Raw genomic sequence first — 21,988 nt, 5'->3', positions numbered from 1 at the left:
CCTATTTACGCCAGAACATCGGCGTCAGCAGAACCAACACCGTGAGAATCTCTAGCCTTCCGAGCAGCATCCCGGCACACAGCAGCCATTTGGCGGCATCCGGCAGGGTGATGAAATTGCCGGCAGGCCCGATGATCTCGCCCAACCCCGGCCCGACGTTGGCCACCGCCGTAGCGGCACCCGAGAGCGCCGTGGTGAAATCCAACCCCATCAATGCCAGCCCCAGCGCCAGCCCCGCAACGGTGATGAAGAAGAAGAACGAGAACGCCACCACGCCACGCGTGATGTCGTCGGTGAGCGGCTGGCCGTTGTAACGCGAGGCGAACACGCCATGGGAATGCACCAGGAAACGCAGCTGATTGCGTAGCAGAATGGTAGCCACCTGGAAGCGAAATATCTTCATGCCGCCACTGGTGGAACCACTACAACCGCCGACGAAAGTCAGGTAGAAGAACGCCACGTAGGCCAGCGGCCCCCAAGTACTGTAGTCATCGGAGGCATAGCCGGTGGTGGTCACCACCGAGATAACGTTGAAGGCGACTTGTGTCAGCGCCTCGAACGGCGGCGTGCCCAGCCAGATTCGCCAAATCGTGAGCCCGATGACGACCACCGTCAGCAGCAACAACAGACCCTGCACCTGCTGATCGCGCCAAAGCGCCATTCGTGCGCCGCGCAGCACACGGATGTAGAGCACGAAAGGCAACGCCCCCAGCAGCATGAACAGCGAACCCAACCACAGCAGGTGCGGCTGATCGGCATAGGCGCCAAATGAGGCGTCGGAGTTGGCGAACCCCCCGGTGGCAAGCGAGGTCATGCCATGCACGACGGCATCCAGTGGCGTCATGCCACCCAGCCAGTAGGCCAGCATGGCAACCATCGTGAAGCCACAGTAAATGCCCAGGGTCGCTTTGGCGATACCTCCCGTACGTGGCATGACCTTATCCGACCAATCGGACGATTCTGTATGGAACAGGCGCATGCCCCCCACTTTGAGGAAAGGCAGGATGGCGATACCCATGACGATGATGCCGATGCCCCCAAGCCACTGCATGATGCCCCGCCACAGCTTGAGCCCGTCGGAAAGCGTTTCGATGCCGACAAGCACGGTGGAGCCGGTCGTGGTAATGGCAGAAACCGATTCGAACACAGCGTTGGTGAAGGTCAAATGCGGTGCACCCAGCACCAGGGGCAGGCTGGCAAAACCACTGACGCTGACCCAACTCAGGGTAGTCAGCACGAACATTTGCCAGGGCTTGAGTTCGATTCGTGTTCGCAACGTGGACAGCCACACCAGGCCGACCGCGGCCATCACCAGCAGTATCGACAAACCGAAGGCACGGGCATCGGGATCCCGCTCGACGACGAGAACGACCCAGGGTATCGCCATGAAGACGGCGAGTACCGTCCACATGACCGAAACGACCTTGAGAACCGGCGTCCAGTTGCGCCAATGATATCTGAGACGCAAGCCAAGCTCATTCGGACCTGGTCTGGCAATACGCATAGGAAGTGCCCTTGCCCCGCTACCCATCGTGCAGGCATGAAAGCACAGCCCAGCCTAAAAAAGCCGTAAAAATCTGGCCTCGGTACGGTTCGTCTAACGCTGCAGCATTTCAAGACACTGCTTGTGCACCAGTCCTTAAAGATTTTTGGCGGGCGCAGAGCAGCTACGACGCTTCGGCTTACGTACGTTGTAGCCAATTTCCTACAAGATAGAGGGAGAATGGATGACATTCTCAATGCGGGAACAGCGCTATCTTGAATCTACTCACGCCGGTTCTTGCACAGCAGTCGTGAGTCCCTTGCTTAACGCCCGCTTATCAGCGGGCTTTTTTTTTGGCTCTTCCTACCCGTGTCACTGGTACCAAGCTCCCGCAAGGCTGGACTCTCACTCAGTGGAGGGTCGCCAGGACGCGGCGTACCTTTTCATCATGGCTGAGCCCTTCTGTTTCATCCACTAGCGCAAAGTCGCCGCGCAGCGCCTTGAGCGCATAGCGCTCCCGGTCGATCTCGGACGAGGTGCGCACACCCTGCTTGCGAAACAATACGATGGGCGGACACCAACCCTGCAAAGCATGCTGGAGCAGGAAACCCGAGATGGCCGCCGGAAACAGCAACCAGCGCTTGTCAACAAAAGCGCCCAAGGCAACCCCGGCAAGACCCAGCGTTGCCGCGTTCGCCTCCAACGTGCGCTCAATGTCCCATTCGGCATCAAGCTCACGTAGCCGGCTTTCAATCTGATGAGGATTCTCCGCAAAATAGTAGATGCTGTTTTCCGTGCGGAGCCGAATGCGCTCATTCGCTTCTGCTGCGGTATTCTGTTCAACGCGCGAGGTAGTAGTTGGCAACATGTTCTTTCCTCCCTTTCCGTTTGCGTCGACTCCTTCTCGACCTTTGCCGTTATGCTTGCTGTCTCGCCAGGTCTTCGCGCAAGGGCCCAAGGTCGTAACCTGCCGCTTCGGCCAATGCATGCAACTCGGAAAGCGAATAATGCGGCGCCTTGGACAGAGCCCACAGATGGGCCACTCGCATACCGGTGCGACAGAAACCCACTACTGGGGACGGAGCATCGTCAAGGGCACGGGCAAAGGAATCGATATCCTGCTGCGAATATTCGCGAGGTTTGACCGGTATCTCCTTCCAACGCATTCCAAGCGCTTCCGCCTTGGCCCTGAGACGCTCCGGATCCGGCTGGGTCTCATCTTCGCCCCGTGGACGATTGGAGATGACGGTTCTGTAGCCCCGCTCGGCAAGCCTCTCAAGATCCTCCTCGGTTGGCTGAGCCATCACGCTGAGTCGCTCATCCAGTGGCTTTACGTCCATAAAAGGCCTCCTTTGCCAGTGTAGCGTACGACTACTCCCAGGCGGCCCCTGGGAGGGCATCGAGCGGTATCTTGAGATAGCGGCGACCGTTGGCTTCAGGCTCGGGCAGGCGGCCGCCCATGATGTTGATCTGCAACGATTGCAGTATCAGCTTCGGCATGGGCAGTTGGGCATCTCGCTCGTTGCGTAGCGAGACGAACGCCTCCTCGGTTTGCCCTTCGGCCACGTGGGTATTGGATGCCTTCTGTTCACGCACCGTACTTTCCCACTCCGGCTCACGCCCTTCCGGCATGTAGTCGTGGCCGGTGAACAGGCGCGTATCGTCCGGCAAGGCGAGTATCTGCTGAATCGATTGCCAGAGTTTACGGGCGTTTCCACCTGGGAAGTCGGCCCTGGCCGTGCCCGAATCAGGCTGGAAGAGCGTGTCGTGTACGAAAGCCGCGTCTCCTATCACGTAGGTGATCGAAGCCATCGTGTGACCGGGGGAAAACAGCACGCGCCCCGCCAGTTCACCGATACGGAAAGTATCTCCCTCAGCAAAAAGACGGTCCCATTGCCGCCCGTCGGCGGGGAAGTCGGGCCAGTGATAGAGCTCGCTCCACAACTCCTGAACCTTCTTGACGTAGGTGCCGATGGCCGTGGGCGCACCGGTTCTGGCTTTCAGGTACTGAGCGGCGGAGAAGTGGTCGGCGTGAGGATGGGTGTCGAGGATCCATTCCACCTCGAGCCCTTGCTCCTCCACGTAGCGCAACAGCGCATCGGCATTTCTAGTGGCGGTCGCTCCCGATTTTTCCTCGAAGTCCAACACGGGATCGACAATCGCGCAGCGGCGCGTTGCCGGATCGCTCACCACATATTGCACGCTGAAGGTACTCGGGTCGAAGAAGCCCGCCACGCTTGGCGCTCCTCCGGATTCGCGAAAAAGCTGCATGCTTCCTCCTGAACCAACGTTAATCTGGTTATTACGTTAGTCTAGAAAGAAAGCTATAAAAGCGGAGGAGAAGAAAATCAAACAATAAGTCACCATCTGGATACGTCAGACCGCCTATGCCTCGAGCACATCTCCCACGGCTATGGTTTCTCCCTCGCCGGCCAGCAGCGTGGCGTTCTGGCCGAAATACGCCCCCGGCCGCAATGGCTGAGTTTTCATCTGAATCAAGGTCTGCAGCGGCTCGCCGGGGACTTCGATGGTACCGCTGGCCTGATTGATGGTTGTGATCTTGCAACGCTGGCACGGCTTGCGCAGGCCGAAGCGGTAATGGCCTTGCTGCGCCATCACCTCACTCCAGCCATCTTCGGCGAAGGCGGATGCTCCTTCGACTACGATATTGGGCCTGAACCGGTTCATGGGCAGTGGCACGAGGCCCTTTTGTTGCAGTTCATGGTTGAGGGCGTCGAGTGAGGCTCCCGATGCGATCAGGAAGGGATAGCCATCGGCGAAGGCGGTATGGGCCTCTTCGCCTTGGAGATAGCGGTGCTCCACGGGGCGCCGGTGATCGTCGTCGAAGCGTACCAGGCGCAGCGTGCTGCCGCGCAGGTCGCCAAGTACGCCGGTAAGCCATCGGCTTGCCTCCTCCCCTTCGTCCAGCGCCTGGCAGGCATCGTCCCAGACGTAAGCGGTCAGCCGGGGCTGGTCGCGGCGTGCCAGTTCGATGGCCAGCGGCTGCGCTTCGGGATGTTCCAGCACCAATCCGTCTTCCTCGAGCCGGACCGTCACCCGCGCCATGCCCGGCATTTGCCGCTGGGTGACGAAACGCCCCACTTGGTCGACCACCATCCAGTTGCGGTCGTAGGCCAAGCCGCGCACGCCCAAGGTCGCCCTATCGAGCGGAATGCCGCGCAGCGACTTGACCGGGTAGAGATTGAGTTCCTTGATTCTCACGCTCTGTTCCTCTGAATTTCACCCATTGTTCAAGCTGGTTCTACAAGCCCAAGCCCATGCTGACAGGCGGGCCGTCATTGGCGACAATGACGGCCCGCATATAGAAAGAGAACTTTTCGTCATGGCTCAGGCATGGCAGCAATATCGTAGCGCACCCGCGCCTGGAACGCGCCTCGTCAAGCAGGAGGAACTTACTCCCGGTGAAGCCCACAGCCTGACCCTGAAGAGTGAGAAAGGCACGTTCCCACTGCTGTTGATTCGACTCGACGACGCGCTGTTCGGCTACGTCAACGCCTGCCCTCATCAATTTCTTCCCCTCGACCAGCGCGGTTCGCGGGTTCTCAGTCGCGACGGCGAGCAGCTTCGCTGCAGCAACCATGATGCGTCCTTCTCGACGCGCACTGGAGAAGGCCTCGGCGGACTCGGCATCGGCTGTGAGCTCGACCGGGTGCCGGTGAGCATCGACGATGAAGGCTGGATCATTGTCAGTGAGCTCACTTGAATCCCATCACTCGCTTGATAACTGGCATCACAAATCTTGATGGATTGAGGCCTTTCCATAGACGGACGGCATAGACTACGCTCACTGCTCTGCCACAGCCTTTCAAGGACGCCGCATGTCACCGGCCGATTCTCTACGCCTGATCCTGCTCTCGACGCTATGGGGCATGTCGTTCATCTTCATGCGCGTGGCAGTGCCCGAGTTCGGCCCGGTGTCGCTGATTCTGGTGCGAATGGGTATCGGCTCACTGCTGTTGCTGCCCCTGCTGTTCAGCCTGCGCTATATAAAGCTGGTCTGGGAGAACAAAGGAGGCCTGCTGTTGCTGGGACTGGTCAACCACGTGCTGCCTTTCAGCCTGCTGGCATTGGCCACGGTGCGGCTCGAGGCGGGCTTCACTTCGCTGATCAACGCCACCACCCCCATCTTCACCGCTCTGCTCGGCGCGTTGTTCTTCACCACTCCAGTACGCCGCCAGCAGTATCTGGGTCTAGCGCTGGCCTTCTTCGGCGTCTATGTACTCTCGGCCAACAGGCTGGATTTCGCCCTGGGCGGTGACGGCTGGTTCATCCTCGCGGCCGTAGGTGCGACCTTCTGCTACGGCGTGGCCACCAATTACTCCAAGACCTATCTGTCGCACCTGCCAGTACGGGTGCTGGCCGCCGGCAGCACCGCCATGTCGGCGCTGATCCTGCTGATCCCAGGTTTGTGGCTGTGGCCCGCCGAGCCGATCAGCGGCCTGGCCTGGGCCAATGGCCTGGGGCTCGCCGCCTTCAGCACCACTCTCGCCTTTCTGCTCTACTTCGGGCTGATCTCGAGCGCCGGTGCCACCGCCACCTCCACGGTGACCTTCCTGGTACCGGTCAGCGCCCTGTTGTGGGGCTATCTGCTGCTGGGCGAACGACTCAGCCTGCAGGTCATGGTCGGCATGGCCATTACCTTGACGGGAACCGCCATTGCGACAGGAATGATTCGCTGGCGGCGGCGCGAGGTAGCCTGAGCCGTTAGGGCCGACAAGCGAAAGGCGGCAACGTGATCACGTTGCCGCCTTGCTCAATGCATCGGTTCGCGTTTTGAATCAGAAATTAGGCTTGCGCTTCTCGACGAAGGCCCCCATGCCCTCGCTCTGCTCCGCGCCGGAAAAGCAGAACGCGAACAGCGCGGTCTCCAGCGCCAGGGCGCTGTCGAGGTCCTGGTCCATGCCGTCGTGCACGGCCTGCTTGGCCGCACGCACCGCCAGCGGGCCATTACCGGTGAGCTGTTTGATCAGCTCCTCGGCGTAGCCTTCAAGTTCGGCCTGAGGCATCACGCGGTTGACCAGGCCGATGCGTAGCGCCTCCTGGGCATCGATCTTGCGCCCGGTGGTGACCAGGTCCAATGCCATGGCCGGTCCTACTCGACGCGGCAGGCGCTGGGTGCCACCGAAGCCCGGGATCACACCCAGCAACACCTCGGGCTGGCCGAAGATGGCGTTGTCGCTGGCTACGGCCCAGTCGCAGGCCAGCGCCAGTTCGCAGCCGCCGCCAAGACAAAACCCATTGACCAGGGCGACCACCGGCACCGGCAACGCTTCGAGGCGCTTGATGGTACGCAGGGCCTGGCTGGCGAAAGCACGTGCCTCTTCCGGCGTTTTCTCGCGCATTTCGGTGATGTCGGCACCAGCAACGAATGATTTTTCCCCTGCCCCGGTGATCAGCACGGCGCGCAGGCCCTGGCGCGTTTCAAGCTCGGTCAGGATGGTTTCCAGCTCGTGCAGCACGCCGCTGTTGAGTGCATTCAAGGCTTTCGGACGATTGATTGTCAGACGCACGACGCCGGCGTCTTCGGCCACATCGATCAGCTTCTCGCTCATGTGGGGCTCCTGTTGTGTCGCGTTCTTGTGAAGTGGTTACCGACCAACCCTAGCGAACGCTTGGTTGGTCGGCAATCCCCTTTTGCGTCGACCCACTAGCGATTAGTCATAAGCATGGAAACCACGGCCCGTCTTACGCCCCAGGTAGCCGGCCGCCACCATCCGCCTGAGCAACGGGCAGGGGCGATACTTGGGATCGCCGAAGCCCTCCTGCAGCACCTCCATGATCGCCAGGCAGACGTCCAGGCCGATCAGGTCGGCGAGTGCCAGCGGACCCATGGGGTGAGCGGCACCGAGTTTCATCGACTGGTCGATGTCCTCGGCGCTGGCCGCCCCTTCCTGCAGCAGAAAAGCGGCCTCGTTGATCATCGGCACGAGCAGGCGATTGACGGCGAAGCCGGGCGAATCGGCGATGGCTACCGAAGTCTTGCCCAGCGCCCTGGTCAGCTCCTCGATGCGGGCCACGGTGGCGTCGGAAGTCTGCTCGGCACGGATCACCTCGACCAGCTTGAGTACAGGCACGGGGTTGAAGAAGTGCATACCCACCACGCGCTCGGGACGTTCGCATACTGCGGCGAGCCGAGTCAGCGACAGCGAAGAGGTATTGGACGCCAAGATAGCGTCATGGCTCAGGCGGCTCAGGTCGCGGAACAGCTTCTCCTTCAGCGCCGGCTGCTCGGGAGCCGCCTCGACGATCACCTCGCAGTCGCGCAGCGACTCCAGCGAGGTGGTCAGCTCGAGGCGTGCCATGGCCTCGCTCTTCTCCTCCTCGCCCAGCTTCTCCTTGGCCACCAGCTTGCCCAGCCCTTTGTCGATGGCGGCCTGGGCACGGCCGAGCTGCTCGTCGGCCACGTCATAGAGCTGGACGGGGAAACCGCTCGAGACCAATACCTGAGCGATACCCTGCCCCATGGTGCCGGCGCCGACCACGCCTATCGATCGTTGACTCATCATGTTGCTCCCGTTCAGTGCTTGCGCGCTTCTTCGCGCAGGACGAATTTCTGGATCTTGCCGGTGGAGGTCTTGGGCAGTTCAGTGAAGATCACTGTCTTCGGGACCTTGAAGCGCGCCAGGTGCTCACGGCAGTGCTCGATGATGTCGGCCTCGGTGACTTCGCCGAAACCCACCTTGAGCTTGACGAAGGCGCAGGGTGTCTCGCCCCATTTCTCGTCAGGCTTGGCCACCACGGCAGCCTCTTCCACTGCCGGATGGGAGTAGATGGCATCCTCGACTTCGATGGTGGAGATGTTCTCGCCGCCGGAGATGATGATGTCCTTGGAGCGATCCTTGATCTCGATATAACCGTCCGGATGCCAGACGGCGAGGTCGCCGGTATGGTACCAACCGCCTTCCAACGCCTGCTCGGTGGCGGCTTCGTTCTTCAGGTAGCCCTTCATCACGTTGTTGCCGCGCATCAGTATCTCGCCAATGGTCTCGCCGTCCTTCGGCACCGGCTCCAGGGTGTTGGGATCGGCCACGCAGAGTGCTTCGAGCATGTGGTAGCGCACCCCCTGGCGCGCCTTGATCTTGGCCCGCTGCTCCAGCGGCAACTCATCCCAGGCCTCGCGCCAGGCGCATACTGTCACCGGGCCGTAAACCTCGGTGAGGCCATAGACATGGGTGACCTCGATGCCGAGCTTCTCGACCCCGGCGATTACCGAGGCGGGGGGCGCAGCGCCGGCGGTGGTGACCTTCACCGGATGGTCGAATTCGCGCTTCTGATCCGTGGGCAGGTTGACCAACCCGTTGAGCACGATGGGTGCGCCGCTGAAGTGGGTCACCTTCTCGACGACGATCAGCTCCATGATTTTCTTGGGGTCGACCTTGCGCAGGCAGACGCTGGTACCGGCATTGGCGGCAATCGTCCAGGGGAAACACCAGCCGTTGCAGTGGAACATCGGCAGGGTCCAGAGGTAGACCGGATGGTGCGGCATGGCCCACTCGAGAATGTTGCTCACCGCGTTGAGGTAAGCGCCACGATGGTGGTAGACCACTCCCTTGGGCTTGCCGGTAGTGCCCGACGTGTAATTGAGCGAGATCGCCTGCCACTCGTCCTCGGGCAGGCGGTAGGCATATTCTGCCTCGCCCTCGGCCAGCAGTGCTTCGTACTCCAGTTCGCCGATGCGGCGCGCCTCGCCCTCGAACATCGGATCGTCCACGTCGATCACCAACGGCTTGATCGCCAGCCGCGAGACGGCGTCTTCGATAACGTCGGCGAACTCGGGGTCGACCAGGATCGCCTGGGCCTCGCCGTGTTCCAGCATGTAGGAGATGGCCTCGGCGTCGAGGCGAATATTGAGCGTGTTGAGCACACAACCGGCCAACGGCACACCGAAGTGGGCCTCGAACATGGCCGGCACGTTAGGCAGCATGGCCGCCACCGTCTCGCCGGGCTGAATGCCGCGCTTCTCGAGTGCCGAGGCAAGCCGGCGACAGCGCCCCCAGGTCTCGCTCCAGCTGCGGCGAATGTCGCCATGGATGATCGCCGGGTAGTCGGGGTAGATGGAAGCGCTGCGCTCGATGAAGGTCAGTGGCGATAGCGCCACATGGTTGGCCGGCGTCTTGGGCAGGTCCTGTTCGAAGATGCTGTCGTTCATGGTGGGCTCCGAGTGGAGTGTCGTTATTGTCAGGTGCGATTCCAGCCTGCAGCAGCCGGTGAGTCGGCCGGGCCGCTGCCAACGCCTCAGTTTGCCGAGACGTTAAAGTCGGCCAGACTCTCCATACCTGCTTCGATCACGCTGCGGTTGGCGCGGCCGACCGGTAGCCACTGGCGCAAGGCGAAATCGGCAGCCGCCAGCTTGGCCGGGTAGAACGGATCGTCGCTGCCGCCCGCAAGAGCAGCCCGGGCCTTGAGTGCCGCCCGCCCCATCTGCCAGGCACACAGCACATGACCAGCCAGGTTGAGAAAAGGCATAGCATAGGCCTGGATGGCATCCGCGCCGCGCTCGGGGTCGCGCCCCTGCTCGAGCACGATCTGCATGGCGGCATGCAGATCGGCGGCTCCCTCTGCCAAGCTTATGCCCAGGGGAGCAAGCTCGCCGCTGTCACGCAATTCGCTGGCCGTGGCCTCGACCTCCTCGATCAGGCCGGCCAGGGCCGCCCCACCGTCGCGGGAGAGCTTGCGCCCGGCCAGGTCGAGCGCCTGGATGCCATTGGTGCCTTCGTAGATCGGCGCGATACGTGCATCGCGCAGCAGTTGGGCGGCGCCGGTCTCCTCGATGAAACCCATACCGCCGTGCACCTGTACGCCCATGGAGGCGATATCCACGGCCTGATCGGTGGAGAACGCCTTGACTACCGGAATCAGCACGTCGACCCGGGCTTGGGCGGCTTCGCGCTCGGCGTCATCGGCAGCGTGGCGTGCCACGTCGAGCTGGGCCGCACAGTAGAGCGCCAGGGCTCGCAGGCCATCGGTACGGGCACGCATCGAGAGCAGCATGCGGCGCACATCGAGATGTTCACTGATGGTCGCCTCACTCCCCCGCGCCTTGCCCTGCACACGGTCCAGGGCGTAGGCGAAGGCGTGCTGACAGGCGCGTTCGGCCACGCCGATGCCCTGTACGCCGACCTTGTGACGCGCCTCGTTCATCATAGTGAACATGTGGTTGAGGCCGCGCCCTTCTTCGCCCACCAGATAGCCGAGGGCGCCATCTTTTTCGCCGAAGCTGAGGGTGCAGGTGGGCGAACCGTGAATGCCCAGCTTGTGCTCGATTGAAGCGCAGGTGACGTCATTGCGCTCTCCCAGCGAGCCGTCGCTATTAATCAGGTATTTCGGCACCAGGAACAGCGAGATACCCTTGTTGCCCTCGGGGGCATCGGGCTTGCGTGCCAGCACCAGATGGATGATGTTCTCGCTGGCGTCGTGCTCGCCCCAGGTGATGAAAATCTTCTGGCCGAACAGACGGTAGTGGTCGCCCTCTTCATCAGGGCACGGAACCGCCCGAGTGCGCACCTTGGAGAGGTCCGAGCCGGCCTGGGGCTCGGTGAGGTTCATGGTACCGGTCCAACTGCCCTCGACCAGCTTGGGCAGGTAAGTCTCCTTGAGCGCATCGCTGCCATGATGCGCCAGCGCTTCGATAGCCCCGGCGGTAAGCATCGGGCACAGCCCCAGCGCCATGTTGGCGCCGTGGAGCATCTCCTGAACGCTGCTGGATACTATTTCCGGCAGGCCCTGGCCGCCCAGTGCCTGCGACACGCCAATACCGTTCCAGCCACCTTCGACGTAGGTCTGATAGGCCTCGGCGAAACCGTCGGGCAGGGTCACGCCGCCATCTTCCCGGCGCACGCAGCCCTGGCGGTCGCCGCTGGCGTTGAGTGGCGCCCACACCTCGCCAGCCAGTTTGGCGGCCTCTTCCAGCACTGCCTCGACAAGATCGGGGCCGGCTTCGTCGAAGCCTGGCAGGTCGAGCGAACGGTATTCCAGCAGTTCCTCGAGCACGAAGCGGAGGTCACGAACGGGAACGGCGAAGGGAAACATGGCACTACCTCAGGAAAATGACAACAGTGATAGTAATTTCACTACTTTTCGTTAACCATTATCCCTAGGTCGCACCACAACGCAAGGCGCCCGATGCGAGGGCATCGGGCGCTTCGGCAAAGTCGGTGACGCGAGGAGCCCTCTGGTCGAGGGGTCTCTCTCAGCGGCGTGCGTCGCTGTCGAGTGGCTCCTCGACTTGCTCCCGCTCATCGTTCGTTAACTGGTCGGTATCGTCGCCATCTTGATAGTATGCGATATGCGGCTCATCCGGCGGCGGCGGACCGACCACGGGCTCGGCCACCTCGACTTCCGGCACCACGTTGGAAAGATCCTCCACGTATTCGTGTTCGGTGGCGCCCAGTACCAGCTCCTCGGTCACGGTGAGTTCAGCGCCCGCCGACGACATCGGCGTCGAAGGTGCAAAGGGCGCCACCGGCACCGGCGCCGGGCGCACGCTACGCCGCCAGGCGAAGAAGCCCACCAGGAACAAGCTCATGGCACCGAAGGCCCAGAATAGACCGGCATCTCCCACCCAGCCCATCACCGGCGAGATCAACGGTGGACTCACCGTCGAACCGATGGCATTGATCAGCAGCAAGCCCTGGCTCATGCGCACCAGCGCACCGGCCGGCGCACGGTCGGCGGCATGGCTCACCGCCACCGGGTAGAGCGCGAAGACCCCACCGCCCAGCAGAAACAGAAGCGCCGCCAGCACCCAGGTCGTCAGCGGCAGCAACAGCATGGCAGCCGAGATCAAGGCGCAGAAAGCGCCGATCATGATCAGCACGATCTGGCGATCGTGGCGGTCGGACCAGCGCCCGAGGGGGTACTGCAGCAGCATGGCGCCAAGCACGACGACGGCCATCATCTGACCGACCTGGGCTACGCTCAGGCCGATGCGCTGCAGGTAGAGCGGCAGCAGACTATAGACGGCAGCGACTGCCAGTCCCGAGCCGAAGCTGCCCATCACGCCGGTGGGCGTCATGGTGATCAGACGCATCGGCGACAGCGGCTCGGCATGCTCGATCAGCGGCGAGACCCGCGGAATCATTGCCATAGGCAACACCGACAGCGAGGCCAGCATGCCAATGACCATGAACGGTGCCGTCTCGCCCATGGCGTCGGTGACGCCGAGTAGCAATTGGCCCACGACCCCGGCGGCATACAGCGAGATCATGTAGAGCGCCAGCAGCCTGCCACGCACCTTCTGATCGCCAGACGTGAGCAGCCAGCTCTCGATGACGAGATAGACACCCACGGTGGCCCAGCCACCCACCAGGCGCAGGGCGAACCAGGCCCAAGGCTCGAAAAACAGCGCCTGCAGCAGCACGGTGACCGCTACCAGCGAAGCGAAGCTGCCATAGGCACGGATATGGCCGATACGCAGAAGCAGCCGATCGTTGAACACTGCCCCAAGTGCCAGGCCAATGAAGTAGGCCGAGGAGACCCAGCCGATCACCACCGGCGACTCACCGGCCGCGTCCAGCCGTAGGGTGATCAGGGTAGCCAGGAAGCCATTGCCGATACCCAGAATGAAGAGCCCCAGCAAAGGTGCCAGGGCCATGGCCAGCAGTTGCCGCGACATGAGCGCGCCTCTCGACAGCAGGTGAATCAGAGGAAGTTAAGATGCCAGAAAATGCCGTGGAACGCTGCCCCACCGCGCCCCTGTGCGTTGCCGAAAAATGACCAGCGCTCGAGCGGGGCGGCGCGAATCATACGCCCACCGCTGCCAGTGTCAAACGCTTATTCTTACTGCCTTCAATAGGTCAGAGCAAAGCACCGCTAGCGTGACCAAAAATAGAAAAACGCACTGTCTTTTCTCGAAGCCTGTTGACTCAGCGCTTCTGCATCAAAGCCACATCCGCACCGGGAAACTCGACGCTCATGCCGAGCCTCTTCGCCAGCCACTCGAAGCTCGCCTCGCTGAAGAAGCATACATGGGTCGGATCGAGGATATAGTGCCAGCGGGCGAAGGCCTCCTCGCTGGTCATCCGCTTGGTCATCAGCCCCAGCCAGCCTCCTTCGGGCAGCAGCGCCACAAGGCGCTCGAGCTCATGCCCCGGCGCGAACAGGTGTTCCACCACCTCGGTAGCGGTGATGAAATCGTAGCGCCGCTCGAGCACGGAAGTATCCGGTGCATAGAAGGGGTCGTAGATCGCCATGGGGTGACCCGCCTCTTCGAACATCAGCGACAACGTCGGGCCGGGGCCGGCACCGAAATCGAGGCCGTGGGCGTCCGGTGCAAGTCGACTCTTCAGCGGCTCGAACAGTCGCGACAGAAAATGGCGATAACCGAGATCGTCGGGCCGATTCTGATGCTGGTCGTAGACCGCCCTCTCTTGCTCGGGCGAGAGGCGCTGAACAGGCGGCACGAATGCCAGCCGGCAGTTCTCGCAGCGGTAGTAGTCACGCCTCGAGTCGTGATGAAAATGACGGGAATGCGGGGATGCGCATAGCGGGCAGGTCGGCATCGTCGTATCCTTTTGGGCCTGGCGAAATGAGATTGCAGTCAACACATCACAACGAGGAGGCCGGCAATGCTGTCAGGTCTGGACCACCTGGTCATTACCGTGACCGACATTTCCCGTGCCGTGGATTTCTACTCTCGCGTACTCGGGCTCGAGGTACGCTACCGGGATCGCGAGCGTGTCGACCTGATACTGGGCGACATCGCCCTGCGCCTGCACTGGACGGCCACCGACATCGAGCCGCGCGCCGCCACCCCCACGCCGGGGAGCCTGGATCTCTGCCTGCGCAGCCTGCTGCCGCTGGACGAGGTCCAGCGGCACCTAGCGGCACTCGATGTGGAAGTGGAACTCGGCCCGGTCACCCGTCAGGGGGCCAATGGCCTCATCGAGTCGCTCTACCTGCGCGACCCTGACGGCAACCTGCTGGAGATCAGCCGTCCGCTCAAGGAGGCACTCGAATAGCCGCCTCCCTGGCAATGTGGCCCATGGCCGGTATCATTGACGCAAACCATGAACGACTGGACGCCTCATGAACGATAGCCCCGAGAGCCGCAGCGTCATCGATTCGGGCGACGCACCCGACACCACCCTGCCCATCGTCGTCTATGCCCTGTATCTGGCAGGCATCGTCACCGGCGGCCTGACCCTACTGGTCGGCGTGGTGATCGCCTACGTTTATCGCGGTCAGGGTCCCCATTGGTTCGATGAACACTACCGCTACCTGATCCGCACCTTCTGGCTTGCGCTGCTCTACTTTGCCATTTCCGGCTTACTGATGCTGGTATTGATCGGTTTCCTGACCTGGCTGGTGGTAATCGTCTGGTTGGTGATTCGCTGCGTCAAGGGCATCAAACGCCTGCAGGAGCACCGTGCCCCCGACAATGTGGACGCCTGGCTGATCTGAACTCATGAGCGAGCCGCAGTCATCCACCGCCACCCTGCAGGGTCGCGCCATTACCACGCTATGGCGCAGCCTGGCCGGCCGCCGCCCCGCCATGCTCTGGCGACTGGCCCGCCTCACCGGCCCGCTGGTGCATCGCTTCAGCCGGCGCGAGCGCAAGGTCACCGAGATCAACCTGGCAGAGGTCTTTCCCCAGCGCAGCGCAGCGGCACGACGTCGCTTAGCGCGGGAGAGCCTGACCCACTCCACCGCCACCATGCTCGAGCTGGGCTTCGCCTGGATGGGCGAACCGCAGCGGGTCGAGGCCTCGATCCAAGAGATCCACGGCCGTGAGCTGCTCGACGACGCCCGCGCCGAGGGGCGCGGCGTCATCGTGCTGGCACCGCACTTCGGCAATTGGGAAGTGCTCAATTTCTGGCTTTCCAGCCACTTCCCCTTCACCGCCATGTACGAACCGCCCAAGATTGCCGAACTCGATCCGGTGATCCGCCGAGGGCGCGAGCGCATGGGCGCGAGCCTGGTGCCGACCAACCCACGCGGCGTCGCGGCCCTGCTCAAGGCGCTCAAGCGCAGCGAGGCGGTGGGTATCCTGCCCGACCAGGAGCCCAACTGGGGTAGCGGTGTGTTCGCCCCCTTCTACCATCGCCTGGCCTACACCGCGACCCTGCTGCCCAAGCTGGTGGCCCGCACCGATGCCCGAGTCGTCACCGGCGTGGCCAGGCGCCTCCCCGGCCGCGGCTTCGCCATTCACTTCCTGGCCGCCGACGAGCGAGTCTATGCCGCTGACGAAACGCAATCGGCCACCGGCGTCAACGCCTGCGTGGAAGAAGCCATCGCGTTGGATCCGGCCCAGTATCAGTGGGAGTACAAGCGCTACCGCAAGGTGATCGAGCAACAGCAGGGGCACCCGAAGCACAAGTCGTTCCGGCTCTATTGAAGAACCATTTCGCTTCGGTGACTGGCAAGACGGTCTCATCCTGCTAGACTGGCCCAGACGCTTGACGGGGTGCCGGTGGAACCGGCTGAGATCGCCATACGACATTTTGCTCACCAGAATGAGCAGTCGTCACGGCGGGGCCCGTAGAACCTGATCCGGCTCGTACCGGCGTAGGGATCAAGCGGTGGCCCCATCGCGGCAAGCATTCGCCGCCTCACCCCAGCCACCTCTTCCTTCCTCCCGCCCACGTTCCGGATCCGATTCGATACCGGAGGCAAGATGGGCTATCGCTTCACCGACCTGACCAACGCCTGCCACGATGACTGGCGCGCCTACATCGAGCATGACTTCGTGCGCGGCCTGGGTGACGGTACTCTCTCAGAGGGCGCTTTCCGCCACTATCTGCAACAGGACTACCTGTTCCTGATCCACTTTGCCCGTGCCTACGCGCTGGCCGCCTACAAGAGCCGCAGCCTCGCCGACCTGCGCCAGGCCCATGAAGGTCTCAAGGCGATTCTCGACGTGGAACTCGATCTGCATGTCGGCTACTGCCGCGAATGGGGAATCGGCGAGGCAGAACTCGCGCAGTTGCCGGAGGCCCGGGCGACGATGGCCTATACCCGCTACGTACTCGATACCGGCAACCGCGGCGACCTCCTCGACCTGCACGTGGCACTCGCCCCCTGCCTGGTGGGCTATGGCGAGATCGCCACTTGGCTGAACGCGCAGTCCTTTACGCTGCGCGGCAAGACCAACCCCTATGACGCCTGGATCGCCATGTACCAGAGCGACGACTTCCAGGCCGCCATGCGCGCCGAGCTGGAGTGGCTCGATACACGCCTGGCCGATGTCACTCCGGCGCGCTTTGACGAGCTCGCCGAGGTGTTCCGCGATGCCACGCGACTCGAGATCGATTTCTGGCAGATGGGACTGGATCGAGCGATCTGAGCCGCTGCCATGCAATACCCGCCGGCATGGCGGGCGAACACGCTTGACGGGGTGCCGTTGAAGACGGCTGAGATCATGCAGCGCTGCGCGCCCAGTATGGATCCCGTTGAACCTGAACTGGCTAGGACCAGCGTAGGAATCAAGCGACATGCAGCCGGGCTTCGCCCTCTGCCCTTGTCCTCCCAGCTGTCCTCCCTGACGACCCACAACAAGGGAGAACACCCATGAGCAAGACCGCCCACTTCCTCGCCGAGACCGCCAAGGTCGACGAGGCCGCCATCCAGCCGCTGCCCGGTTCGCGCAAGGTCTACGTCGAAGGCTCGCGGCCCGACATCCGCGTGCCCTTCCGCGAGATCTCGCTGTCGCCGACCAGGACCTCAGGCGCCGATGAGGAAAACCCGCCGCTGCTGGTCTACGATACTTCCGGTCCCTACACCGACCCTGCGGCCAGCAACGACCTGCGCCAGGGACTACCGGAGCTGCGTCGCGCATGGATCGAGGAACGCGAGGACACCGAGTTCCTCGACGGCCCCACCAGCGAGTACGGCAAGCGCCGCGCCAGCGATCCCATGCTCGCCCCGCTACGCTTCGACCTGACCCGCACGCCCCGCCGAGCCAAGGCGGGAAAGAACGTCACTCAGCTGCACTATGCCCGCCAAGGCATCGTCACGCCGGAGATGGAGTTCATCGCCATTCGCGAGAATCAGCGCCGCCAGGCCCTGGGCACCGCAGAAGTCGAACGCATCCTCGGCCACCAGCACCCGGGGCAGGGCTTCGGCGCCCGGCTGCCCGAGGAGATCACGCCGGAGTTCGTGCGTGCCGAGGTTGCAGCAGGCAGAGCGATTATCCCCAACAATATCAACCACCCGGAATCCGAGCCGATGATCATCGGTCGCAACTTCCTGGTGAAGATCAACGGCAACCTGGGCAACTCGGCGGTGACCTCCTCCATCGAGGAAGAAGTCGACAAGATGACCTGGGGCATCCGCTGGGGTGCGGACACCATCATGGACCTCTCCACCGGCCAGAACATCCACGAGACCCGCGAGTGGATCATCCGCAACTCGCCGGTGCCGATCGGCACGGTGCCGATCTACCAGGCGCTGGAGAAGGTCAAGGGCGTGGCCGAGGATCTCACCTGGGAGGTGTTCCGCGACACTTTGATTGAGCAGGCCGAACAGGGCGTGGACTACTTCACCATTCACGCCGGGGTGCTGCTGCGCTACGTGCCGCTCACCGCCAAGCGGGTGACCGGCATCGTCTCGCGCGGCGGCTCGATCATGGCCAAGTGGTGCCTGTTTCACCACCGGGAAAGCTTCCTCTATACCCACTTCGAGGAGATCTGCGAGATCTGCAAGCAGTATGACGTGGCCTTCTCGCTAGGCGACGGCCTGCGCCCAGGCTCGGTGGCCGACGCCAACGACGAGGCCCAGATGGCCGAGCTCAAGACTCTGGGTGAGCTGACTCATATCGCCTGGAAGCACGACGTGCAGGTGATGATCGAGGGCCCCGGCCACGTGCCCATGCATCTCGTGAAGGAGAACATGGACAAGCAGCTCGAATACTGCAACGAGGCGCCCTTTTATACGCTCGGGCCGCTGGTCACCGACATCGCCCCCGGCTACGACCACATCACCTCGGGCATCGGCGCGGCGATGATCGGCTGGTACGGCTGCGCCATGCTCTGCTACGTCACGCCCAAGGAGCATCTGGGCCTGCCCAACAAGGATGACGTCAAGACCGGCATCATCACCTACAAGATCGCTGCCCACGCCGCCGACCTGGCCAAGGGCCACCCGGCCGCCCAGCGCCGCGACAACGCCCTTTCCAAGGCGCGCTTCGAGTTCCGCTGGGAGGATCAGTTCAACCTCGGCCTCGACCCGGACACCGCCCGCGAGTACCACGACGAGACGCTGCCCAAGGACTCGGCCAAGGTCGCCCACTTCTGCTCCATGTGCGGGCCCAAGTTCTGTTCCATGAAGATCAGCCAGGAGGTGCGCGACTACGCCGCCGAACACGGGCTCGACGGCGATCAGGAGGCCGTCATGAAGGGCATGGAGGAGCAGGCCGAGAAGTTCCGCCAGGCGGGAGCGGAGCTCTACAAGGAGGTGTGAACCACGCCACTACCAGCCAACACGCCGGCCCCAGGGCCGGCGTGTTTTTTTGTCGCCACAGGCGACAGCACGGAACGCTCGGATGTAGCCTGTAGGAACCTGCAAGGATCAAGTGCGGAGGGAGCAAGCCCATGCCACACCTGCACGTCGCGCTGGTAACCGAGCGCCCTGAGGTAAGCCTGATACCGATTCTGCAGCTTCGTCCGCAGCGAATCGTACTGATACCGTGCCAATCACCTCCCCAGGCCGCCGAGCGACTGGCGATTCTACTACGCCACGAACTGCCCACTGGAACCGAGATCGAGACACGCGCTCGCCTTCCGTACGACGAGCCCCACCGCTGCGCAGAATATGCCGATGCGCTAGCCGAATCCCTGTATCGCCAGCAGTTCGATAGCCCCTCTCTCTCGGTCACCCTGGATGCAGGCGGCTGCAGCACGCTTGCAGCCCTGCTGTTCCAGCATGCCATGCAGCGCTGCTCCGCCGACTGGCTGCATGTGGACATTCGAGCTGGAGCGCTCTACCGCATGGCGTGCGATAGCCCCGACTCAGCCCCGGACGTCACGGCCATTGAACCGGTACTGGACGTCGATCGCTACCTGCTGGCCAACGGCCGCAAGCGAGTTCGGGCAGTTTCCGATAAAAGCGAATGGCGCCAGGCTTGCCAACAGCGCAAGCACCTCACCCGCCACCTCGGCTATCATGCCGACCGCCTGGCCGTTTTGCTCGGGGAACTGCATGACATGGTACACGGCGAGGGAGGCGCACTGGAGAGCGTTATCCCCTCGGGAGTTCGGCTACGATCAGGCGCCGGGCGCCAGTGGTTGAAAGAATCGCCGTGCTTCCCAGCCACCGATGCGTTGAAGGCGCTTGACGAGGCCGGCCTTCTGCACTGGTCGAGCGATACCCCCCACGTCGTGGACATCGATTCCCTGGAGGGTGGGCGCTATCTGGGCGGCGGTTGGTTGACGGAGTATGCCTGGCTCAGCGCCCAGGAGGCCGGACTATCCCGGGTTTGCAGCGAGGCGCATATCCTCGACCTGAGCGGCCAGCACAACGGCGAGCCCGTGGTATCGGACTGCCTGGCGGTCGAACGCAACCGGTTGCTGTTCATCGAGTCCCTCATCACTCGCCCCGGCTCCAGGACCTGTATCGAGCAGGGCCTGAAACGGCTGCATGGCATGCTCAACCATTCAGCGGGACTCTCCGCTACCCGGGTACTGCTGGCCTGCGGCGAGTTCGACAAGTCCCGGCAACGACTCACCGAGCTGCAACGCCTGCAGGGCTTGCAGGTCGAGGTCGTCGAGAACGGAGATCTCAAGCACCTACCCGCCCTGCTGGAGAGCTGGAAGGAGCATGGCAATTGGCCGGGGCACTGATTGAGCCGCTAACGAAATCGCCCCCACGACAATCATCATGGGGGCGCGGTCAGATGCGCAGACGGGACAACTCAGAAACGGTAGCGAACCCCGATGCTTGCCGCATCGAAGGTGTAAGCCGACTCGTCCAGGTAGCGCATGTAGTCGGCACCCACCGCCAGGTTGGGCACCACATCGAATTCAGCGCCGGCGCCATACGAGAAGCCGCTCTCGCTGTCGGCGTCGAAATCCACTTCGCTGAAGCCCGCCAGGCCATACAGGCGGAACTGCTGTGAAACCGGCAGGATGCCCTTGGCATAGGCACCCACTAGATAACTGAGCTCGGCCGCACCGTCGGAGCCGCCGGTACCCAGATGAGCCTCGGCGCCAAAGTAGTCGTTGAATTGCATCCCACCATTGAGTCGCAGGCCTACGGAATCGGCCGAGGAGCCCTGATCGGGATTAAGTTCCCACAGCATGGCGTCGGCGCCAGCATAGGCCTGGGGGTACATCGGCATCTGATATTGCTGGGCCTGGGCCGAGGAAGCAAAAGCAGTGGCCGTCAGCACAGCGGTGGAAATGGCGAGCAGTTTCATGGCACACCTCCATTAAGAAACAGTGTTTCCATACTTCGCCTTCAAGTCTGGTACACAGTCCGGAGGCGCGCAAGACGAATCTAAACTCAGCAGGCTCGGGCCGAGGCGGGCTCAGCGCGGCGACAGGCTGAGCACGACGATGCCACCCAAAACGATCGCCCCGCCGATCAGTTGCATTCCCGACAGCATTTGTCCCAGTATCAGGTACCCAAGCAGCAGTGAAGCCACCGGCTCGACGTTCATGACCGGCGCATTGCGTGCCATCTCGAGCCGCGGCACGCTGATGAACAAGACCGAAAACGCCACGCTGTAGAGCAGCCCCAGCGCCGCCAGTGCTCCCCAGCCAGTGCCGCTGACTGGCAGAGCCATGCCGCCCGGCACCAGTTGCAGCGCGCCGGCGACGATCATCATCACGAAGACGATGAGCATGGTCAGCAGGCTGCGCAGGGTGCTGCCGACCTCTCCCAGGTGGTGCTCGGTGATCCATAGCGCGCAGGAAAAGGCCGCCGCCGCCGCCAGGCCGAAGGCCACCCCGGGCAGCCACTGCGGACCGAGTGCCTCGGGACTCGACAGCCAGGCCGGAACGTCCAGCACGACCACCAGGCCAACCAGAATCACGGCCATGATCAGGGCCGCGCGTAACGTCGGGCGAGGTCCGCCCAATGCCCAAGTGAGCAGCGCCAGCTGAATGGGAAAGGTGTTCATCAGCAGCAGCGCCACGACTACCGGTATGCGCGCCACCGCCGAGTAGAGGCACAGACTCTGGATTGCGACCATCAGCCCTGCCAGGAGCTGCCAGCGCCCGGTGCCGGCCGGTAGCGACACGCGCTTTCCCTGCCACAGGAAAAGCGCCACCAGCACGCTGAGCGCCACGGCGGAGCGCACCAGCACGGCGAGCAGCAGCCCGGTGCCTTCATCGAAAGCCAGGCGGGCCGCAACATGATTGCCGGCGAACAGCGTGGCGACGCAGGCCAATAGCAGCACGGCAAGATGGCGCGGCAGCAGCAATGCGCGGCCAAGCGCCGCGGTATCGGTCGACATGGAGGGGTTCCAACGGTTTGGTAGCATCAGCATGCCAGGATTTTCGATAGACGGCTAACAAAATACCTGGCTTGACCTGGGGCAGGGCCGAA

Annotated in this window: 21 protein-coding genes and 2 riboswitches; of the genes, 8 read left to right on the top strand and 13 right to left on the bottom strand. The window is 62.8% G+C overall.

Annotation, left to right across the window (positions count from 1 at the left end; genetic code table 11):
• Position 1: 1 nt before the first annotated feature.
• The 5 genes from trkI to HNO52_RS06310 all read right to left on the bottom strand — a co-directional run bounded on the left by trkI (position 2) and on the right by HNO52_RS06310 (position 4,705).
• On the bottom strand, positions 2 to 1,504 hold the full coding sequence (trkI, locus tag HNO52_RS06330; RefSeq protein ID WP_197568331.1) for a Trk system potassium transporter TrkI: 1,503 nt from the start codon (positions 1,502 to 1,504) through the stop codon (positions 2 to 4).
• 388 nt (positions 1,505 to 1,892) lie between these two features.
• A complete protein-coding gene (locus HNO52_RS06325; protein WP_197568330.1) occupies positions 1,893 to 2,351 on the bottom strand; it encodes a DUF2892 domain-containing protein in 459 nt (152 codons plus the stop codon).
• Between the two features lie 49 nt (positions 2,352 to 2,400).
• A complete protein-coding gene (locus tag HNO52_RS06320; protein ID WP_197568329.1) occupies positions 2,401 to 2,823 on the bottom strand; it encodes a protein tyrosine phosphatase family protein in 423 nt (140 codons plus the stop codon).
• 31 nt (positions 2,824 to 2,854) lie between these two features.
• Entirely contained in the window at positions 2,855 to 3,754 is a 900-nt protein-coding gene (locus tag HNO52_RS06315) for an MBL fold metallo-hydrolase (RefSeq protein ID WP_197568328.1), read from the bottom strand.
• A gap of 114 nt (positions 3,755 to 3,868) precedes the next feature.
• Positions 3,869 to 4,705, bottom strand: a complete 837-nt coding sequence (locus tag HNO52_RS06310; protein WP_197568327.1) for an MOSC domain-containing protein — start codon at positions 4,703 to 4,705, stop codon at positions 3,869 to 3,871.
• Between HNO52_RS06310 and HNO52_RS06305 the strand changes: the two genes are divergently transcribed.
• Together HNO52_RS06305 and HNO52_RS06300 are read left to right on the top strand one after the other, a co-directional pair.
• A complete protein-coding gene (locus tag HNO52_RS06305) occupies positions 4,695 to 5,207 on the top strand; it encodes a Rieske (2Fe-2S) protein (protein ID WP_232090615.1) in 513 nt (170 codons plus the stop codon). The two genes, HNO52_RS06310 and HNO52_RS06305, sit on opposite strands and share 11 nt — an antisense overlap.
• A 115-nt stretch (positions 5,208 to 5,322) precedes the next feature.
• On the top strand, positions 5,323 to 6,204 hold the full coding sequence (locus tag HNO52_RS06300) for a DMT family transporter (protein WP_197568326.1): 882 nt from the start codon (positions 5,323 to 5,325) through the stop codon (positions 6,202 to 6,204).
• Positions 6,205 to 6,282: 78 nt separating this feature from the next.
• Here HNO52_RS06300 and HNO52_RS06295 read toward each other — a convergent pair whose 3' ends face one another.
• The 6 genes from HNO52_RS06295 to HNO52_RS06270 form a co-directional block, all read right to left on the bottom strand.
• Positions 6,283 to 7,056 carry an enoyl-CoA hydratase-related protein gene (locus HNO52_RS06295; protein WP_197568325.1) on the bottom strand — a complete coding sequence of 258 codons (774 nt, stop codon included), beginning with the start codon at positions 7,054 to 7,056 and terminating at the stop codon, positions 6,283 to 6,285.
• 102 nt (positions 7,057 to 7,158) lie between these two features.
• Positions 7,159 to 8,007 (bottom strand): 3-hydroxybutyryl-CoA dehydrogenase, encoded by an 849-nt coding sequence (locus HNO52_RS06290; RefSeq protein ID WP_197569119.1) that lies wholly within the window; start codon positions 8,005 to 8,007, stop codon positions 7,159 to 7,161.
• 14 nt (positions 8,008 to 8,021) lie between these two features.
• Complete coding sequence (locus tag HNO52_RS06285) at positions 8,022 to 9,653, bottom strand: acyl-CoA synthetase (RefSeq protein ID WP_197568324.1); 1,632 nt, start codon at positions 9,651 to 9,653, stop codon at positions 8,022 to 8,024.
• An 86-nt stretch (positions 9,654 to 9,739) separates the two neighbouring features.
• Positions 9,740 to 11,533 carry an acyl-CoA dehydrogenase gene (locus tag HNO52_RS06280; RefSeq protein WP_197568323.1) on the bottom strand — a complete coding sequence of 598 codons (1,794 nt, stop codon included), beginning with the start codon at positions 11,531 to 11,533 and terminating at the stop codon, positions 9,740 to 9,742.
• 160 nt (positions 11,534 to 11,693) lie between these two features.
• Complete coding sequence (locus HNO52_RS06275; RefSeq protein WP_197568322.1) at positions 11,694 to 13,118, bottom strand: MFS transporter; 1,425 nt, start codon at positions 13,116 to 13,118, stop codon at positions 11,694 to 11,696.
• 250 nt (positions 13,119 to 13,368) lie between these two features.
• Positions 13,369 to 14,004 carry a class I SAM-dependent methyltransferase gene (locus HNO52_RS06270; RefSeq protein ID WP_197568321.1) on the bottom strand — a complete coding sequence of 212 codons (636 nt, stop codon included), beginning with the start codon at positions 14,002 to 14,004 and terminating at the stop codon, positions 13,369 to 13,371.
• 66 nt (positions 14,005 to 14,070) lie between these two features.
• Between HNO52_RS06270 and HNO52_RS06265 the strand changes: the two genes are divergently transcribed.
• The 6 genes from HNO52_RS06265 (at position 14,071) to HNO52_RS06240 (ending at position 20,280) form a co-directional block, all read left to right on the top strand.
• On the top strand, positions 14,071 to 14,463 hold the full coding sequence (locus HNO52_RS06265; protein WP_197568320.1) for a VOC family protein: 393 nt from the start codon (positions 14,071 to 14,073) through the stop codon (positions 14,461 to 14,463).
• A 67-nt stretch (positions 14,464 to 14,530) separates the two neighbouring features.
• A complete protein-coding gene (locus HNO52_RS06260) occupies positions 14,531 to 14,905 on the top strand; it encodes a DUF4870 family protein (RefSeq protein WP_197568319.1) in 375 nt (124 codons plus the stop codon).
• A gap of 4 nt (positions 14,906 to 14,909) precedes the next feature.
• Positions 14,910 to 15,839, top strand: a complete 930-nt coding sequence (locus tag HNO52_RS06255; protein WP_197568318.1) for a lysophospholipid acyltransferase family protein — start codon at positions 14,910 to 14,912, stop codon at positions 15,837 to 15,839.
• A 55-nt stretch (positions 15,840 to 15,894) separates the two neighbouring features.
• A riboswitch (TPP riboswitch) is annotated at positions 15,895 to 16,033 on the top strand.
• Between the two features lie 85 nt (positions 16,034 to 16,118).
• Positions 16,119 to 16,787 (top strand): thiaminase II, encoded by a 669-nt coding sequence (gene tenA, locus HNO52_RS06250; protein WP_197568317.1) that lies wholly within the window; start codon positions 16,119 to 16,121, stop codon positions 16,785 to 16,787.
• A gap of 37 nt (positions 16,788 to 16,824) precedes the next feature.
• Positions 16,825 to 16,943: riboswitch (TPP riboswitch) on the top strand.
• Positions 16,944 to 17,011: 68 nt separating this feature from the next.
• Positions 17,012 to 18,901, top strand: coding sequence for a phosphomethylpyrimidine synthase ThiC (gene thiC / locus HNO52_RS06245; protein WP_197568316.1), 1,890 nt, complete (start codon positions 17,012 to 17,014; stop codon positions 18,899 to 18,901).
• Positions 18,902 to 19,032: 131 nt separating this feature from the next.
• Positions 19,033 to 20,280 carry a PDDEXK family nuclease gene (locus HNO52_RS06240; RefSeq protein ID WP_197568315.1) on the top strand — a complete coding sequence of 416 codons (1,248 nt, stop codon included), beginning with the start codon at positions 19,033 to 19,035 and terminating at the stop codon, positions 20,278 to 20,280.
• 71 nt (positions 20,281 to 20,351) lie between these two features.
• Here HNO52_RS06240 and HNO52_RS06235 read toward each other — a convergent pair whose 3' ends face one another.
• Both HNO52_RS06235 and HNO52_RS06230 read right to left on the bottom strand, forming a co-directional pair.
• The gene (locus HNO52_RS06235) at positions 20,352 to 20,855 is read right to left on the bottom strand and encodes a porin family protein (RefSeq protein ID WP_197568314.1); all 504 of its coding nucleotides are present in this window, start codon (positions 20,853 to 20,855) and stop codon (positions 20,352 to 20,354) included.
• A gap of 111 nt (positions 20,856 to 20,966) precedes the next feature.
• Positions 20,967 to 21,896 carry an EamA family transporter gene (locus tag HNO52_RS06230; protein WP_197568313.1) on the bottom strand — a complete coding sequence of 310 codons (930 nt, stop codon included), beginning with the start codon at positions 21,894 to 21,896 and terminating at the stop codon, positions 20,967 to 20,969.
• Positions 21,897 to 21,988 lie beyond the last annotated feature (92 nt).

This window comes from Halomonas sp. MCCC 1A13316 (assembly GCF_014931605.1).
Lineage (GTDB): Bacteria > Pseudomonadota > Gammaproteobacteria > Pseudomonadales > Halomonadaceae > Halomonas.
This window is presented reverse-complemented; position numbering and strand designations above follow the sequence as displayed.